The organism is Acinetobacter sp. LoGeW2-3 (assembly GCF_002688565.1).
Taxonomy (GTDB): domain Bacteria; phylum Pseudomonadota; class Gammaproteobacteria; order Pseudomonadales; family Moraxellaceae; genus Acinetobacter.
Window position 1 is genome coordinate 2,052,516 of sequence record NZ_CP024011.1, and the last position, 17,821, is coordinate 2,070,336.

A 17,821-nucleotide genomic window follows, 5' to 3' on the forward strand; every position below is an offset into this window, starting at 1 on the left:
GAAATAACAATGCAGTGGCCAAAACCGCTGAGCAGCATGCTCAAAAGTACGCTCAGTAAATCCATTCAATATGGTGCAGAAATTCTGCATAACCGTATTCCATATTCTCATGATAATCCTTATCTGGACGGTATATTTGCACCGCAGCGTCAGGAGCATTTTTCGACCCAACTTAAGGTAGAAGGGCAGATTCCGGTAGAGCTGGATGGTGCCCTGATGCGGATTGGCCCAAATCCAATCATGGTTAAAAATCCGAGAAATTATCACTGGTTTACAGGTGATGGCATGATCCATGCTTTGAGGCTAAAAGGTGGTGAAGCCCATTGGTATAAAAGCAGTTATGTCGGTGCTGCCAGCGTTCAGAAGAAACTGCATCGACCACTGATTCCAGGTAAAACACGCGGTGTCGCTGATGCTGTAAATACTAATGTCATTAATTTTGCAGGAAAGATCTGGGCATTGGTCGAAGCAGGTGCTTATCCGATTGAAGTCAATAGCGAACTGGAATCAAAACGCCATCATTTGTTTGAAAATGAAAAGGACCTACCATTTACAGCCCATCCGCATGTTGATCCTGAAACAGGTGATATTCATGCAGTTTGTTATGATGCTTTAAGTCAAAATAAAGTTTTTTATTTGCATATAGATTCGTACGGTAAGCTGAAACATCACGTCGAGATTCCAGTGAAACATGGTCCGATGATTCATGACTGTGCCATTACTAAATCTCAGGTGTTGATTCTGGATCTGAATGTCAATTTCTCGGTTCGCAGTGCTTTAGCAGGCTCGATGCTGCCATATCAATGGAATTCAAAACGACAGGCACGTATTGGCGTATTGCCTTTTGGCGGTAAGGCCACTGATATTCGCTGGTATGAGATTGATCCTTGTTTTATTTTTCATACCGTGAATGCTTATGACTTAAATACGGGCGATATAGTGATGGATGCAGTCGTGCACTCTCAAGCCTTGGTTAGCTCGATTCAGGGACCGATTGAGGATCATGAGATTCGTCTGGAGCGTTTTATCTTCGAACAAGGCACAGGGAAAGTTACGCGGACGGTCTTGTCGAATGTTAAGCAGGAATTCCCTCGGATCAATGAAGCCTATACCGGGAGGCAGTACCGTTATATTTATAGTATTTCCTTTGGTGAGTTTGATGATCCTACTCATATTCGTAGCAATACGGTGATGTGTTTTAATTTAAGAACTCGAACGACAGAAAGTTATTCCTTTGGTGAAAACTGGGTCACAGGTGAGGCGATTTTTGTCCCACGTGAAGATGCTCAAGCGGAAAATGATGGCTGGCTAATGTCTTATGTACATGCTTTAGATTGTAGTCCATCCAAAGTGGTGATTTTGGATGCTCAGCATATTACTGAAGGGCCGATTGCTACGATTCATTTGCCGGTTCGAGTGCCAGTTGGGTTTCATTGTAACTGGATTAATTATCGGAAATTAAGAGCAAATTATTCTTAAATTAATAAGGTAAGAATTTTAAAAATTCTGTAGTTACTAAAATGGCATAGCCTCATAAAGTATGAGAAGTTTTAATATTAGTTCGTAGACTGAGGTTACTTTGAGAGATGAGGAATATATGCCGTAAGGTAACCAAAATCTTTTGTTAGGCAGAAGATTCATCCATGAATCTCTGCCTAACGGCGACATCCATGTCGCCAATCATATAGCAGATAAAAGATTTAAATTTTAAATGCTGCTTAAACCTTTTGAATAAACAACTCACGATCAAAACGATATTGCGGGAAGAACACACCATCTTTCGCACGTTCACCTGCACCAATGACCATCACTGGATATTGCTGATCATTCAGATCCAGAATTTCACGAACCATAGGCTCATCAAAACCTTCCATCATACAGCTGTCAAAACCATAGGCACGTAAAGCCAGTACCAGGTTCTCACAGGCCAGCGCCGTAGTCTTAGTAGCCCAAAGTTTGGCATCAGCAGGACTAAATGCAGAAACCGGCATTTGCTTATCGAGTGTACGTGCGACTTTGAAAGCAACTTTCTTGAAGTTACCAAAGGCATTCAAATAACCGGTCTTGTAGTTGTATGGAATGTACTTATAGTACTTTTTAATTGCTGGTGGCGCTTCAGGGAATGGAAACTCGGTAATATTCAATTTCGCCATTTCATCAATACGGTCGGTACGTGCTACACAGACAATTAATTCAGACGCTGTTTTAGCAGCCAGCTGGCTCATACAGGCTTTGACCAAACGCTTTTTCTTGGATGGGTTTTGCACCACATAGAAAGTCCAAGGTTGCAGATTAGATGAGTTTGGTGCCAGCAGTGCGAGATCTAGACAATTATCCAGTACTTCGGCTGGAATGGGCTTCTTGGTAAATTTACGCACTGAACGGCGACTTTCGATGACCTTACGGAAATTATCTACATCAATGTCCTGAGGAGCAGGTTCGTAATAACGTTTCTTTTCAGGATTGGCACTATCGGTTGTTTGTGAAGTCGTTTGGGAGTTTTCATTAGTCATAAGCTAGATTCTTTCAAAAAAATAAAAGATTGAGGCAGTCTAAACTGCCTCAATTAAAAGATAAGTTTCAGAATTAGTTGAATTGTGTGAAATCAGGTTTCCGTTTTTGCATAAACGCCTGTACGGCTTCTGTCATTTCAGGTGAACCGACACGCTTCATAAAGATCTCAGCTTCATCATCAATACACTCGATAATTTCAGCCAGATTATGCTTCATCAGCGCTTTAGTCTGTTTGATAGAGGCAAGTGGTAAAGCAGCCAAAGTTTGTGCCTGTTTCTGTGCGGTAACATACACATCTTCTTCAATACTATTCACCAAACCAGCACTCAGTGCTTTTTCACTATTAAATCTTTGAGCTGTCAGTAGCAGTTCAGCGGCTTTGTGATAGCCAGCCTGTTGTACTAGCAGCTTGCTAGAAGCACCTTCAGGCGACAGACCCAGACTGACGAATGGAATCTGGAACAGGGCAGTATTGTCACTATAAACCAGATCAGCATGCAGCAGAATCGTTACCCCGATCCCAATCGCAACACCACGAACGGCAGCAATTAAAGGCTTGGAAAATTTTGCAGCAGACTTCAACAGGACAAAAGGAGGGGTATCGCCAGCCTTACCTTGTAGAGGCGTCTGAATAAACTTCATGAAGTCCTGCATGTCATTGCCGGCACTAAAGTCTGCGTCTTGACCACGTAGAATCACCACACGAACACTGTTGTCCTGATCCGCTTCATCCAGCGCCTGGGCTATCCATAGATATAACTCGCCGTAGAGGGCATTTTTAGCTTCAGGGCGATTAATGGCTAAGGTCAGTACGCCATTATCTAAATTCGCATTTAAATGCTGATGCGGTTGTTGAATACAGCTCAGTGTCATCGTACTATCCTTGCTTTATTAATATGAATTTATTGACGCTTATTATGTCGTAAAAATTTCTATACGGCATAACTGATGCGTTCATAAAAGTTAGATGTGCTATGAAATATAAATTTGATTATCTGGTTTTTATTGGTCGTTTCCAGCCATTTCATCTGGCGCATATGCAAACCATTAAAATTGCTTTGCAGCAAAGCCAGCAGGTGATTTTGGCGCTAGGATCAGCGCAGCACGAACGTAATATCAAAAACCCTTTTCTAGCCGCTGAACGTGAAGAAATGATCCTATCGAATTTTTCCGAAGCAGATCAAAAGCGCATTAAATTCGTACATGTGATTGATGTCTACAATGATGAAAAATGGCAAAAACTGGTGAAATTACTGGTTGCTGAAGTAGCAGAGTTAAATGCTAAAGTTGGTCTGATTGGTCACTTTAAAGATGAATCTTCTTACTATTTAAAACTGTTCCCGGAATGGGAAATGGTGGAACTAGATAGTTTGGTCGGTGCCATATCCGCAACTCCATTACGTGAAGCGTATTATCGCGGTGAAGTGATAGAATCAGCCTTTCCTTTGGGAACCAGTGAGTTTTTACATAAGTTTAAAAATACTGAGATTTATCAACAATTGGCACACAAGTTTGAAACCAATGATAAAACCAATCTGAACTAAATCTGTTTTAAGGTGATGAGTTCATTTGATTGTTAGGAAACAACATGATGAATCTAATCCTAAAAAATATAATCTATGCAGGATGCCTTTCAGTAGCATGTATGTCGGCAGCTTATGCCAGCTGGAGCTTGACGCCTAAAAGTAATATAGGTTTTAGCATCAATTCATTAGGTTTGACTGTGGTGAAAGGGAATTTTCAGCAGTTCAAAGCGACCATGCAGTTTGATTCACAAAAACCAGAACAGGCCTCAACTGAATTTACCATGCAGGTAGATAGCTTGGAGGTGTCCAAGCCAAGCCTGAAGAATATGATTATGGGTGAGGATTTGTTTGATGCTTCACGTTACAAAACTGTAAATTTTAAAAGTACCCAGTTTAAGCCAAATGGAACTAACCGTTATCAGGTATTGGGTAATCTGACCTTGCGTGGTGTAACGCGTCCGGTGGTATTTGACACCACATTAACACCAAATAAAAGCAATCCTAATCTACTCGATGTGAAATCAACCACCGTGATTAACCGTTCAGATTTCGGTATGAAAAAAGCGACTGCTGGTGTGGGTGAAAAGGTCAATATTCATCTGACTGGACAGTGGAAAGCCTCATAATTTAGCTTTTCATTTCTTGGGATATGGCAAGCAGCCTAGCCTGAAACAGGATAATTTAAATGCTGTTCTGCCTGTTCCAAAATAACTTGCGTAAGTTGTTTTAAGGCTGGAGACTGCTGTTTCCAGTGATGCCAATATAGCTTCACATCTGTTCTGCATTCGGGAAGAATTTCTACCAGTCTATTTTGCTGTATTCGATCAGCAATCTGATAATCAGGTACCAGTCCATAACCCAACCCGGCAAAGACTGCTTCGGCAAAAGCAGTTGAAGAGGGAATATAATGAAATGGATAGCTTTGCTGTGTTAAGCCAAAGTACTTCAATAAGACATCGCTATGCAGCTGATCCTGACCGTTATAAATAATTGCAGGTGCCTTCCGCAGTGATTCACGATGGATACCTTGGCTAAACCAACGCTGAATAAATGCAGGTGTTGCCACCATTCTATAATTCATCGTACCAATTAACAGCGCCTGACAGCCTTTCATGGCTTGAGCCTGTGAACTGATGCAGGCGTTCACTTTTCCAGTTTCCAAGAGCATATGGGTCTGACTTTGATCCGCAACTTGGAATCTCAGACTGATATTCTCTTTCAGTAAAACTCCAGACAGAGTAGGTAGTAACCATGTCGCCAATGAATCGGCATTAGTCGCAATATGCAGTACATTAAATTCGTCAGCATCTAAACCATAAAATTGCTGTAACAGTTGCTGTTCACGTAAACGCTGTTGTTGTAGGTGTTCCATCAATGTCTGTCCGGCACGGGTAACCTTACAGGGACGTTCGCGTAAGATCAGCACTTGCCCTAAGGCTTTCTCTAGACTTTGTACTCTTAAGGTCACTGCTGAAGCCGTGACATTTAGTATTTTGGCTGCTGCATCAAAACTTTGAGATTCAGCCACTGCCAGAAAGGCATCACAATATTTGGAATTAAGTGACATATATTGCCTAAGAATATTTTAGTTAAGTTTATATTTTCTTAATTATATTTAATTTACAAGTGGAAACAGCATAATTGCGCATATCTGAATTTAAGAAAGATTTGCACAATGTGGAATGCTTATCTACAAGGTGTGTTTATGGGCTTTAGCCTGATCCTTGCCATTGGAGCACAAAATACCTTTGTATTAAAACAAGGACTGAAACAGCAGCATGTATTCTGGGTCTGTCTGATCTGTGCATTATCAGATGCCATTCTGATTGCGCTGGGGGTACTTGGCTTTGGTCACTGGATTCAGCAGCATGACGTGTTTACCCAATTAGCTCGCTATGCTGGCGCACTATTCTTACTAGTCTATGGTGTAATACATTTGAAACAGGCTATACAAGCAGGGCAGTCTCTACAGATTCTGCAAGAGAATTCAGTCAATTCCTTAATCAAAACCTGTCTGACCTGTCTGGGTTTTACCTGGTTAAATCCGCATGTCTATCTGGATACGGTGGTGCTATTAGGTTCTATTTCGGTCAAGTTTCATGACATGAAAGCCTATTTTGCTTTGGGTAGTATGACTGCTTCATTCTTATTCTTTTTTAGCTTGGGCTATGGAGCAAAGCTATTATTGCGTGTGTTTAAAAGTCCACGTGCCTGGCAGATTCTGGATGTACTGATTGCAATAGTAATGTGGGGAATTGCATTATCCCTGATCTTTGCTTGATCCATAAAAAATGAGCCCTGAATGGACTCATTTTTATTAAAAAAAGATTTTAATCAGCTTGTAGCGCTTTTAGATCTTCTAAAACCTGTTCAGCATGACCGGCTGCTTTTACCTTACGATATTCTTTGACCAGTTTGCCATTATGGAAAATGAAAGTAGAGCGCTCAATGCCCATCACTTTTTTGCCATACATATTCTTTTCTTTGATCACGTCAAAGTGCTTACAAAGCACTTCTTCTTTATCACTGATCAGGTTAATGCTCAGATTTTGCTTTTCTGTAAAGTTTTGATGTGCTTTCACTGAATCACGTGATACACCTAGAATTGCCGTATTTAGTGCATCGAATTGGTCTTTTAGGCAAGAAAAGCCTACAGCCTGAGTGGTACAGCCCGGAGTCGAGTCTTTAGGATAGAAATAAATAATCAACCATTCTGCATTACATTGAGCCAGGTTGATTTCACCTGTGGTAGTTGGGAAAGCATGGTCAAGCAAGCTGATTTCAGACATAAAAAACTCCATTGCTGTTGTAATTTTTACAAAAAAATAAGCCACATTATAGTGGCTTATTTATGCAAAGAATAATTAGAAATTATTTCTTGGCAGCAGCAGCTTTTTGAGCCTGTTCAGTTAAAGTTTTTAATTTACCTGTTAACTGAGGACCAAAACATGCCTGCAAGTCTTTATTTTGTTTTTGCACAAAAGCTAAAGTTGCTGGGCTTTTCTTCTGGTTAATAGTGCTTTGGATTTCCCATTTTTGTGCATTGGTTAATTTACCATCTGCTTCAACCGCACAAGTACAGTATTTGCTCACTTCAGAACTGGTCAGCTGTTTGCCTTTACCAGTTTCTTCTTTACAAACATTGATCAGAGCAGCTTTAACATTGGTGCTTTTGTAAGCATTTTGCAGTTTGCTATCATCTGCTTGAGCAGTAGTTGCAAACATAGCAGCGGCTGAAACTAAAGCTGAAAGAACAATATTTGACTTAAAATTTTTCATAAACCCTACCTTGTTATTACGGTATATAACGTGTCGGATCTTCAACACCAGCATCTGCAAAACCTTGTTTACGCAGACGACAGCTGTCGCATGTACCACAGGCACGTCCTTGGTCATCTGCCTGGTAGCAAGATACCGTTTGGCTATAGTCTACGCCATGATCAAGGCCTAAGCGAATGATATTTGCTTTGGATAAATGTAACAGAGGTGTTTCAAATTTGAGTGGTTTACCTTCTACGCCGACCTTGGTCGCAAGACGAGCCATATTGGCAAAGGCTTCAATAAATTCAGGACGACAGTCAGGATAACCAGAATAATCAACAGCATTAATCCCGATCACAATCGCTTCTGCACCAAAAACTTCAGCTGCAGCCAGGGCATAAGATAGGAAAATAGTATTACGTGCAGGGACATAAGTGATAGGAATACCTTCCTGGAGTTGATCAGGCACATCGATACTGTGATCAGTCAGGGCAGAGCCACCCAAATTCCCTAGGTCAATATTGATGACACGATGTTCAACACCAGCACGCGCTGTCAAAGCTCTTGCAGCATCAAGTTCTGTAGTTGAACGTTGCCCATACATAAAACTTAAGGCAATACATTCATAGCGTGCCTGCGCCCAGGCTAAACACGTGGTTGAGTCTAATCCGCCAGATAACAATACAATGGCACGAGGGCGCATAACTAAATCTCCAAAATATTTGATAAATAATTAACGACCAGTTTCATCATTCCACAGCAATTTATGTAACTGTAGCTGGAAGCGAACAGGGAGATGGTCTTCTAAAATCCATTGAGCCAGATCACGTGCCAGTTGCGGCATACGCGCTGTCCCTTTTTCAACTTCAAACGCAGGTGAGAACCAGACCGTACTAACTTTTTCATTCAGTTGGTACTGTTCTACCTGCTGTCTAGACCATTCATAGTCTTCACGATTACAGATCACGAACTTGATCTGATCGTGTTGGCTTAAATGGTCGAGATTGGAAAGCAAATTTCGTGCAACTTCACCAGAAGTTGGGGTTTTTAAGTCTAATACTTTTGACACACGAGGGTCTACCTTAGAAACATCCAGTGCTCCGCTGGTTTCTAAGGAAACTTCACAGCCTGCATCGGCCAGACGTTGCATCAATGGTAGTGCGTTCGGTTGTGCCAGTGGTTCACCACCAGTCACACAGATATAAGGTGTTTTAAAGTTGACTGCGGTTTGAATAATTTCATCTAAGGATTTACGTTCACCACCTTCAAACGAATAGGTGGTATCGCAATAAGTACAACGCAGTGGACAACCGGTCAGACGGATAAAAACCGTAGGCAGACCTGCGGTATTAGCTTCACCTTGTAATGAATAAAAGATCTCCGTGATGCGTAAACCCGCAGACGGATCAGAAACAGGGATAGCGGAAGATCGAAGCGTACTCATAACAAAATTAACCAGGGAAGAAAGAACAGGGTATAAAAATAAAAATCCCTACGATCATGACTGACCGTAGAGACGAAGAGCGACTAAAGCTCTGAGGAACATTAAGTTCCTAAAAAGTTAAGACTTAGTCTTCACGTAACAGATCGTTCAAGCTAGTTTTCGCACGAGTTTTTGCGTCAACTTTTTTCACGATCACAGCAGCATACAGGCTGTATTTACCGCATTTAGAAGGAAGGCTACCAGATACAACTACAGAGCCTGCAGGTACACGGCCGTAGTGGATTTCACCAGTTTCACGGTCATAAATCTTGGTAGACTGACCAATGAATACGCCCATAGAAATCACAGAACCTTCTTCTACGATCACGCCTTCTACGATTTCAGAACGTGCACCGATGAAGCAGTTGTCCTCAATGATGGTTGGGTTGGCTTGAAGTGGCTCAAGAACACCACCGATGCCTACACCACCTGACAGGTGAACGTTTTTACCAATTTGGGCACATGAACCTACAGTTGCCCATGTATCAACCATGGTGCCTTCGTCAACATAAGCACCGATGTTCACATAAGATGGCATCAATACTACGTTTTTCGCTTGGAAAGAACCTTTACGAGCTACAGCAGGTGGTACAACACGTACACCAGCAGCTTTAAACTGTTCTTCAGTCCAGTCGCCAAATTTAGTATCTACTTTGTCATAGAAGCGAAGATCACATGCTTCCATTGGTTTGTTGTCATTCAGTTTGAAAGATAACAATACAGCTTTCTTAATCCATTGATGAACAACCCATTCACCATCGATTTTTTCAGCTACACGTAGAGAGCCATTGTCCAGGCCAGCAATTACTTCCTCAACTGCTTGACGAACTTCAGCAGGACAATCCGCTGCTGTGAAATTCGCACGGTCTTCAAACGCTTGTTCAATGATTGTTGAAAGCTGAGACATGATCTTCCTTCCAGAAAAAAAATTTCCAAGATTTTACACTATATTGAGCAAAGATTAGATGGAAAACATAACTTATAGTGAAATTAATTCCTACGAATTATGGAGAAAAGTGATGTGTCAAGTTTCATTTAAAAATTAATGAATATTTTCATTTATATAGTGCATGATTTAGGCAATATTCAGAAAATTCTCATTAAAAGCATCTAATTAGGATAGGTGTGCAAAAAACCTCATGAAAATCATATAAAAGGCATCAAATGTATCAAAAGTTTACATAAACTCAGCAAAACTTGAATAAAGAGTGATCAGATTGTGAATTAAGATGCAGGCATAACGAAGAGTAAAAACGTTAAAAATAATTTTTTTGAGGAGACACAGATGAAAACTTTTGCTAAATATTTTGCGCTGTCGGTACTTGCTGCGGCAACCACCTCCGTCATGGCAGCCGATGAAGTCATTGTAACCGATGAAGGTGTGGCTGAATTCTCTTTCTTTAAACCAGCATCTGTTCGTGCTGAGATCGGTACGACTGGTTATGGGGGTGCAATCTCATGGAGTGCGAATCCCTATGTAGGTGTAACCTTAGGTTATAACGGTGGTGAGATTTCCTGGTCAGATGATTTATCAGTTAATGGCACAACATATGACTTGGATATGGATAACAATCTTACATATTTAAATGCTGAAATCCGTCCATGGGCGAACTGGTTCTATATGGCTGCTGGCGTGGCTTATATTGATAATGAGTATGGCCTACGTGGACGTCCTGGTACGGATGGTGAAATCAGAATCGATGGTTCAACATTTGGTGCAGATGTAGGGGATGTGGTAGGTAATTTATCTTATAAAAACAATATAGCACCTTATATCGGCATTGGGTTCTCCCCAGCAATTACCAACCGTTGGGGAGTATTTGGTGAAATTGGTGCATATTATAACGGTAACCCTACTGTAGATTTATATAATACAGGCAGTCAGGATGCAGTAAGTGTAAATGGTCGTCCAATTACAGATGCGATTGATGAAGAGAGAGATAAAATTCGTAATGATAATAAATATGAATGGTTACCAGTAGCGAAGCTAGGCGTTAGCTTCCGCTTCTAATCCTATATTCATAAAAAAACGAGCTCCGGCTCGTTTTTGTTATTTCTATTAATAAATCATTAGCTTAATTTATGTATCTAATTTTACTTTAATAAATCAAGTTATAAATTTGAAAGGTTCTTAATATGCAGATATTAAAGCTATGCTTTCCATGCAAAGACAGCAGTGTATTATTAGGAAAATCATGTATGTTATTGAATAATAAATTATTTTATAATTTTCCGATGTTTGATTTTTTAATATATTTACTTGAACTAGATATAAAAAAGAGGCTCAAAAGCCTCTTTTCATCTATTTATACTTGATGGATTAGTCATCCGGATAAGCCACTTTTTTAAGGGCTCTAATGTCTGCATCTGGAGAGCAAAGCGAGATAAATTCGTAACCATAACCGCGTAATAAATGGCCTTTACGTACCGCAATCCACGTCGTATTTACGCCAAAAATATCAGTTTTAATCTGTTTTAAGCGATAGTCACGTTCTGGATCGTATGCCACATCATTGACAATACCGACACCCATATTCAGTTCCACATAGGTTTTGATTACATCAGCATCCAGTGCAGACATCACGATATCAACATCGAAACCAGCTTCCTCAAAGGCAGTATCAATTTTTGAACGGCCTGTGAAACCACCGTGATAGGTAATGATTGGATAATTGGCCAGATCTTCGATACGGATATTATCTTTCTTGGTCAGCGGGTGATTCTGAGGCGTAATAATACTGTGTTGCCAGTTATAGTACGGTACGCTCGCCAAGTTATCTTCAGTGGTTAATGCTTCAGTCGCAATTCCAATATCCGCTTCACCTTGAAGCAGCATTTGTGTAATTTCAACAGGGCTTGCCTGTTGCAGAATCAGGTGAACTTTAGGGAATTCTTTTTTGAACTGGTTCACGATTGGTGGTAATACATAACGTGCCTGAGTATGCGTCGTTGCAATGGTTAATGTCCCTTCATCAACCTTGTTAAAGTCATCTGCCAGACGTTTGATATTGTCTGCATCAACTAACATGCGTTCTACAATGCCGAGCAGTGCCTGACCAGGTTCAGTTAGACCCAATAAACGCTTACCCTTACGGATGAACAGCTGTACACCCAGTTCATCTTCCAGGTCTTTAATATGCTTACTCACACCCGATTGTGAGGTATAAAGCGCTGCAGACGCTTCAGTTAAATTAAAGTTTTGCCGAACAGTTTCTCGAATAATTCTTAATTGTTGGAAATTCATAATTCTATATACCCTATAAGCGGATGGGGCTGAATTTGGCCCCATCTGAATGTGTCTTAAGCGACCTGATTTGCAAATAAATGCAGGTTAAGCGGGCTTAACCATACGGTCTGATTCGGTCGGAATTGATGCGCACGAGCTTCTTCCGGTGTTAATGAAATTTCAATCAGGTTACCCTGACGGTCATTCAGTTCCGCAACAACTTTGCCGGCGATCCATAATTCACGAATAAAGGTGGCTTGAATTGCATTGTCCTGTGGTTGCGCTGAGATACGCAGTTCATCAGGGCGAGCGAAGACAATCACGTCACCTTGTGGATGCTGTTGTGCTGCATCAAATTGAATGCGATCTTCACCCAGCTGAATGATGCCGCCATTATTCTGACCTTCGAAACGGTTGGCTTGACCGAGGAAGTCGAATACGAATGGGGTTTTTGGTGTTTCATATACTTCACGTGGTGAACCAATCTGTTCGACATTACCTTTGTTCATGACCACGATCTGATCGGCAACTTCCAGTGCTTCTTCCTGATCGTGCGTTACAAAAATCGAAGTGATATGCAATTCATCATGTAGGGTACGTAACCAGCGACGCAATTCTTTACGTACTTTGGCATCTAGTGCACCAAATGGTTCATCCAGTAGCAGTACACGTGGTTCAACTGCTAGAGCACGAGCAAGTGCAATACGTTGACGTTGACCACCCGATAATTGAGCAGGATAGCGGTCTGCCAGGAAGCCGAGTTGTACCAGGTCAAGCAGACGCGTTACGCGTTTCTTGATTTCCGCTTCCGATGGACGGGTAGAACGTGGACGCACACGCAGACCAAACGCCACGTTGTCATATACAGTCATATGACGGAATAGCGCATAGTGCTGGAAGACGAAACCAACTTCACGTTCACGCACGTGGGTATTGGTCGCATCTTGGCCTTCCAGAATAACTTGACCGCCGTCTGCAGATTCAAGCCCGGCAATGATACGCAGCAGGGTAGTTTTACCACAGCCTGATGGGCCAAGAAGTGCTACAAGCTGACCATCTGGGAAATCCAGAGAAATGTTTTTCAGTGCATGGAATGCACCAAAGTGTTTTTCAATATTTTTAACTTGAATACTCATGTGGGCATTCCTTAAGAAACTGTTGATTCATCATTACGTTTGTTCTGTTTTTCCTGGCGCAGTTCTACCCAGGTTTTAAGCACCAAGGTCACAATTGCGAGGAGAGCCAGGAGTGAAGACACAGCAAACGCAGCACTGAAGGTATATTCGTTATAGAGAATTTCGACGTGTAATGGCAGGGTGTTGGTCTCACCACGAATATGACCAGATACTACCGATACTGCACCGAATTCACCCATGGCACGTGCATTACACAGAATCACGCCATAGATCAGACCCCATTTGATATTTGGCAGGGTCACTTTCCAGAAGGTTTGCCAGCCTGATGCACCGAGTACAATCGCAGCTTCTTCTTCTTCGGTACCTTGTGCTTCCATTAAAGGAATCAATTCACGTGCTACGAATGGTACGGTAATAAACACAGTCGCTAATACAATCGCAGGTACGGCATACAGGATCTTGATGTCATTATCCATCAACCAGCTGCCCATCCAGCCTTGAGTACCAAAAATCAGTACCAGCATCAGACCTGCGATTACCGGCGAAACCGAGAATGGCATATCAATAATCGTGGTCAGGATCGATTTACCTGGGAAGTTAAACTTCGCTACTGACCAAGCTGCAGCTACACCAAACACGACGTTGAGCGGTACTGCAATGACAGCTGTTAGCAATGTCAATTTGACAGCAGATAATGTGTCTGGATGAACCAAGGCTTGTGCATATACGCCGACACCTTGCTTGAATGCTTCTACAAAGACCAATACCAGTGGCAAGATCAGGCAGCTCAAGAAGAAAATCAGTGCAATGGTAATCAGGGTATAACGTACCCAAGTCGGTTCACGTGTCGCATCACGGGATTGCAGCTTTTCAGCAAGTGCATTGCTGTTGGTATTTAAACTCATCGTGCAGTTCTCCCTGTGCGACGGCTAGCCCAAGCTTGTAATAAGTTAATCAGGAATAACATCACAAATGAAATCAAAAGCATCACGACAGCAATCGTAGTTGCGCCAGCATAGTCATATTCTTCCAGACGGGAGATAATCATCAGTGGTGCAATTTCCGTTTTAAACGGCTGGTTACCGGCAATGAAAATTACTGAACCGTATTCACCTACACCACGTGCAAATGCCAGAGCAAAACCTGTAATTAATGCAGGCAGCAGAATCGGGAAAATGACTTTGGTCACGATTTGGAAACGGTTTGCCCCGAGTGCAGAAGCAGCTTCTTCAAGTTCAGTTTCCAGATCAGACAATACTGGCTGAACTGTACGGACTACAAATGGAATACCAATAAAGATTAGTGCCAGCGTAATACCCAACGGGGTATAAGCCACTTGAATGCCTAATGGTTCCAGATACTGACCGATCCAGCCTGTTGGTGCATAGAGTGAAGTTAATGCAATACCAGCAACGGCAGTAGGTAATGCAAATGGTAAATCGACCAAAGCATCGACAATACGTTTGCCTGGGAAGCTATAACGTACCAGACACCAAGCCAGTAACAGACCAAACACCACATTGATCAGGGCTGCCATAATGGCAGCACTAAAGCTCAGCTGAAGTGATTTGAGAATACGTTCAGAGCTTAAGATTTCCCATAAACCTTCCCAACCAATGCCGAGCGACTTGATGAAGACGGCAGACAATGGAATAAGAACGATTAATGACAAATACGCTAGGGTAAAGCCTAGAGATAGACCAAATCCTGGCAGCACTCGGGATCGCTGCGACATGATTACTCCTCAAAAGAGAGAATGCTAATTGAATACAACCAGCGAATATTAAAAATGAAATTTGCGACAAGCATAATTTGCGACATCTAAAATGCAAATTTAAAAAAATACTTGCTTTCATCAGTATTACTGATATGTTGCATCGACATCTCTGAATTTAGATATTGTTTAATCTCAGGGAAGGGGCCGAAGCCCGAAGCAACATTGACATGACCGACTGCCCCCAAATTGACCGGCTTGATTTTCCAGGATTTGGCAAAATCATGTGCATCTTCGAAACTGAGCCAAGGATCATTTTCACTGATCAACATGACGGTTGGAACCTGAAGCTTGATCTGATGGAAATACGCGCTGTAATCCACTTGGCTATCACGTGCAAAGCCATTTTCACCAAAACGGGACGGATTGGCCGGAGCCACCAGAACCAGCTTTTTAATTTTTCGACATAATTCTGGATGCTGGTCAAGTACTGCAAGACTGGTCAGGCAGCCAAAGCTGTGTGCCACGATTTCAATATCATCTTCAATCTGCTGTACAGATTTTACAAACTGCGCTACCCAGGTACTGAGTACCGGATGATTCCAGTCCTGCTGTTGAACACGAGAGCATTGCATCAGGCCACGTTGCAACCAGGATTGCCAGTGATTATGTTCACTGCCACCAACACCTGGAACAATGAGGGTATGTATCATGCGAATGCTCCTTGTCTGTTCAATGCGAAACTTATTTCGCTGTATTCGCTTTTACGATTTGATCGAAAACGCCGCCATTTTCAAAGTGAGCTTTTTGCACTTTATCCCAACCACCAAATTCCTGATCAATGGTCACAAGTTTTAATGGCTTAAATACTTTGCTGTATTTCGCTAGTACTTTTTCATTACGTGGGCGGTAGAAGTTACGTGCTGAAATTTCTTGACCCAATGGTGAGTACAGGAAGTTCAGGTAACCTTGCGCAAGATATTTGTTGCCTTTTTTCGCTACTGTTTTTTCTACAATCGCCACTGGTGGCTCAGCCAGAATAGATAGTGAAGGCGTTACGATTTCGAATTTGCCTGGTTGTTCACGAATGGCTAAATGTGCTTCGTTTTCCCAAGCCAGTAATACGTCACCGATACCGCGTTCAGCAAAAGTTGTGGTTGAACCACGTGCGCCAGAATCGAGTACTTTAGTTTGTTTATAGATTTTGCGAACGAATTCTTGTGCTTTGGCATCATTACCACCTGGTAAGTGTTTTGCATAAGCCCAAGCAGCTAAATAGTTCCAGCGTGCACCACCCGAAGTTTTTGGATTTGGTGTGATAATCGCAACATTTGGTTTAACCAGATCACCCCAATCCTTAATATTCTTTGGATTGCCTTTACGCACCAGGAATACGATGGTTGACGTATAAGGTGTCGAGTTTTGTGGTAGTTTTTTCTGCCAGTCAGCAGGAAGTAATTTCGCTTTTTCTGCAATGACATCGATATCGGCAGCCAGTGCTAAAGTCACCACATCTGCTTCAAGACCATCGATTACAGCACGAGCTTGTTTGCCTGAACCACCATGTGATTGTTTAAAGTTAATGGTTTGACCTGTACGGCTTTTCCAGTATTTACCAAATTCTTTGTTTACATCTTCATAGAGTTCACGCGTCGGATCATAAGAAACATTCAGAAAGTCACGCGCTGCTGCACCAAAAGAAGTTGCTGAAATAATAGCAGCCAGAACCCCGATTTTTAATTTTGTTGAAATGCTCATGTGAACCTCAAACTCTTACACGTTTTGTAACATGAGTGAAGAATAAACCTATTCTTTATGCATAAAAAATAATTAAAAATGAATTTTATATGAAAATAAAAGATAAGTAATTAGGTAAGTACCTGAAACAAGAATGGCCTTATTCAATAAGGCCATTTTTTATGCATTTATAAGTAATTATTTTGCACTATTCGCTTTTACGATCTGGTCAAAGATACCGCCATTGTCAAAGTGTTGTTTCTGAACTTTGGTCCAGCCGCCAAATTCTTTATCGATTGTCACCAGTTTCAGTGATTTAAATACATTGCTATATTGTTTTAACACTGTTGCATTACGTGGGCGATAGAAGTTCTTCGCTGCAACTGTTTGACCTGCAGGTGAGTACAGGTAGTTCAAGTAAGCTTTAGCCAGATTTTCATTGCCATCTTTCTTGGCATTTTTCTCTACAATTGCGACTGGTGGTTCAGCCAGAATAGAAAGAGAAGGCGTGATGATCTCGAACTTGCCCGGCTGTTCGCGAATCGCTAAATGCGCTTCATTTTCCCAAGCAAGCAATACGTCACCGATACCACGCTCAGCGAATGTAGTCGTTGCACCACGTGCACCTGAATCCAGTACTTTGGTTTGTTTATAGATCTGACGCACGAAGTCTTGTGCTTTAGCATCGTTACCACCTGGTTGGTGTTTTGCCCATGCCCAAGCTGCTAGGTAGTTCCAGCGCGCGCCACCAGAGGTTTTAGGGTTTGGTGTAATGATGTCTACACCTGGTTTCACCAGATCGCCCCAGTCCTTAATGCCTTTCGGGTTGCCTTTTTTAACGAGGAAGACAATTGTTGAGGTATATGGCGTCGAGTTTTGTGGAAATTTCTTCTGCCAGTCTTTTGGTAACAGACCACGTGCAGCAATTTCATCAATATCTGCTGCCAAAGCCAGGGTAACTACGTCTGCATCTAGACCATCAATGACTGCGCGAGCTTGTTTGCCTGAACCGCCATGTGATTGTTTAAAATTAATATCTTGGCCAGTAGATTTTTTCCAGTAAGCACTGAATTCTTTGTTAAAGTTGTCGTACAATTCGCGAGTTGGGTCATAGGATACGTTTAAGAAATCCTTTGCAGACACGCTAAATGCAGTTGCTGAAATCAGTGCTGCGAGTACCCCGATTTTTAATTTACGGATGTTCATATTTGCCTCAAGTGTTCT

The 17,821-nt window shown here is 41.8% G+C and carries 20 protein-coding genes; 5 read left to right on the forward strand and 15 right to left on the reverse strand.

The genetic code is table 11. The features are described 5' to 3' along the window. The first annotated feature begins 9 nt into the window (after nt 1-9). Entirely contained in the window at nt 10-1,479 is a 1,470-nt protein-coding gene (locus BS636_RS09845) for a carotenoid oxygenase family protein (RefSeq protein WP_099338591.1), read from the forward strand. 239 nt (nt 1,480-1,718) lie between these two features. Here the strand turns inward: BS636_RS09845 and BS636_RS09850 are convergent, their stop codons facing one another. Together BS636_RS09850 and BS636_RS09855 are read right to left on the reverse strand one after the other, a co-directional pair. Continuing rightward, nucleotides 1,719-2,513, reverse strand: coding sequence for a nitroreductase family protein (locus BS636_RS09850; protein ID WP_099338592.1), 795 nt, complete (start codon nt 2,511-2,513; stop codon nt 1,719-1,721). Nucleotides 2,514-2,586: 73 nt separating this feature from the next. Continuing rightward, nucleotides 2,587-3,387: an enoyl-CoA hydratase gene (locus BS636_RS09855; RefSeq protein WP_099338593.1), complete on the reverse strand. Its 801-nt coding sequence runs from the start codon at nt 3,385-3,387 to the stop codon at nt 2,587-2,589. 101 nt (nt 3,388-3,488) lie between these two features. Here BS636_RS09855 and BS636_RS09860 point away from each other — a divergent pair, with 101 nt between their 5' ends. Next, on the forward strand, nt 3,489-4,058 hold the full coding sequence (locus tag BS636_RS09860; RefSeq protein ID WP_099338594.1) for a nicotinate-nicotinamide nucleotide adenylyltransferase: 570 nt from the start codon (nt 3,489-3,491) through the stop codon (nt 4,056-4,058). A gap of 47 nt (nt 4,059-4,105) precedes the next feature. Beyond that, nucleotides 4,106-4,666, forward strand: a complete 561-nt coding sequence (locus BS636_RS09865; RefSeq protein ID WP_099339643.1) for a YceI family protein — start codon at nt 4,106-4,108, stop codon at nt 4,664-4,666. 35 nt (nt 4,667-4,701) lie between these two features. On the opposite strand, the gene BS636_RS09870 is transcribed toward BS636_RS09865, so the two are convergent. Further along, on the reverse strand, nt 4,702-5,607 hold the full coding sequence (locus BS636_RS09870) for a LysR family transcriptional regulator ArgP (RefSeq protein ID WP_099338595.1): 906 nt from the start codon (nt 5,605-5,607) through the stop codon (nt 4,702-4,704). 108 nt (nt 5,608-5,715) lie between these two features. On the opposite strand from BS636_RS09870, the gene BS636_RS09875 reads away from it, so the two are divergent. Then, a complete protein-coding gene (locus tag BS636_RS09875; protein WP_099338596.1) occupies nt 5,716-6,321 on the forward strand; it encodes a LysE/ArgO family amino acid transporter in 606 nt (201 codons plus the stop codon). Between the two features lie 49 nt (nt 6,322-6,370). Here BS636_RS09875 and BS636_RS09880 read toward each other — a convergent pair whose 3' ends face one another. The 5 genes from BS636_RS09880 to dapD form a co-directional block, all read right to left on the reverse strand. Next, on the reverse strand, nt 6,371-6,829 hold the full coding sequence (locus BS636_RS09880; RefSeq protein WP_099338597.1) for a peroxiredoxin: 459 nt from the start codon (nt 6,827-6,829) through the stop codon (nt 6,371-6,373). An 82-nt stretch (nt 6,830-6,911) separates the two neighbouring features. Further along, nucleotides 6,912-7,319, reverse strand: coding sequence for a hypothetical protein (locus BS636_RS09885; RefSeq protein WP_099338598.1), 408 nt, complete (start codon nt 7,317-7,319; stop codon nt 6,912-6,914). A 16-nt stretch (nt 7,320-7,335) separates the two neighbouring features. After that, nucleotides 7,336-8,004 carry a 7-cyano-7-deazaguanine synthase QueC gene (gene queC / locus BS636_RS09890; RefSeq protein WP_099338599.1) on the reverse strand — a complete coding sequence of 223 codons (669 nt, stop codon included), beginning with the start codon at nt 8,002-8,004 and terminating at the stop codon, nt 7,336-7,338. 30 nt (nt 8,005-8,034) lie between these two features. Continuing rightward, entirely contained in the window at nt 8,035-8,745 is a 711-nt protein-coding gene (queE, locus tag BS636_RS09895; protein ID WP_099338600.1) for a 7-carboxy-7-deazaguanine synthase QueE, read from the reverse strand. Nucleotides 8,746-8,869: 124 nt separating this feature from the next. Beyond that, nucleotides 8,870-9,691 (reverse strand): 2,3,4,5-tetrahydropyridine-2,6-dicarboxylate N-succinyltransferase, encoded by an 822-nt coding sequence (dapD, locus tag BS636_RS09900; protein ID WP_099338601.1) that lies wholly within the window; start codon nt 9,689-9,691, stop codon nt 8,870-8,872. A 378-nt stretch (nt 9,692-10,069) separates the two neighbouring features. Between dapD and carO the strand changes: the two genes are divergently transcribed. After that, nucleotides 10,070-10,795, forward strand: coding sequence for an ornithine uptake porin CarO (gene carO, locus BS636_RS09905; protein ID WP_099338602.1), 726 nt, complete (start codon nt 10,070-10,072; stop codon nt 10,793-10,795). Nucleotides 10,796-11,104: 309 nt separating this feature from the next. Here carO and BS636_RS09910 read toward each other — a convergent pair whose 3' ends face one another. From BS636_RS09910 to BS636_RS09940, 7 genes are all read right to left on the reverse strand, one after another. Continuing rightward, on the reverse strand, nt 11,105-12,028 hold the full coding sequence (locus BS636_RS09910; RefSeq protein ID WP_099338603.1) for a CysB family HTH-type transcriptional regulator: 924 nt from the start codon (nt 12,026-12,028) through the stop codon (nt 11,105-11,107). 56 nt (nt 12,029-12,084) lie between these two features. After that, nucleotides 12,085-13,146 (reverse strand): sulfate/molybdate ABC transporter ATP-binding protein, encoded by a 1,062-nt coding sequence (locus tag BS636_RS09915; RefSeq protein WP_099338604.1) that lies wholly within the window; start codon nt 13,144-13,146, stop codon nt 12,085-12,087. Between the two features lie 11 nt (nt 13,147-13,157). Next, nucleotides 13,158-14,051, reverse strand: coding sequence for a sulfate ABC transporter permease subunit CysW (gene cysW, locus BS636_RS09920; protein ID WP_099338605.1), 894 nt, complete (start codon nt 14,049-14,051; stop codon nt 13,158-13,160). Beyond that, nucleotides 14,048-14,881 (reverse strand): sulfate ABC transporter permease subunit CysT, encoded by an 834-nt coding sequence (gene cysT / locus BS636_RS09925; protein ID WP_099338606.1) that lies wholly within the window; start codon nt 14,879-14,881, stop codon nt 14,048-14,050. Before cysT ends, cysW begins: the two co-directional genes overlap by 4 nt. Before the next feature lie 86 nt (nt 14,882-14,967). Continuing rightward, nucleotides 14,968-15,573 (reverse strand): RBBP9/YdeN family alpha/beta hydrolase, encoded by a 606-nt coding sequence (locus BS636_RS09930; RefSeq protein WP_099338607.1) that lies wholly within the window; start codon nt 15,571-15,573, stop codon nt 14,968-14,970. Between the two features lie 31 nt (nt 15,574-15,604). After that, on the reverse strand, nt 15,605-16,618 hold the full coding sequence (locus tag BS636_RS09935) for a sulfate ABC transporter substrate-binding protein (protein ID WP_099338608.1): 1,014 nt from the start codon (nt 16,616-16,618) through the stop codon (nt 15,605-15,607). Nucleotides 16,619-16,795: 177 nt separating this feature from the next. Further along, nucleotides 16,796-17,803, reverse strand: coding sequence for a sulfate ABC transporter substrate-binding protein (locus BS636_RS09940; protein WP_099338609.1), 1,008 nt, complete (start codon nt 17,801-17,803; stop codon nt 16,796-16,798). Nucleotides 17,804-17,821 lie beyond the last annotated feature (18 nt).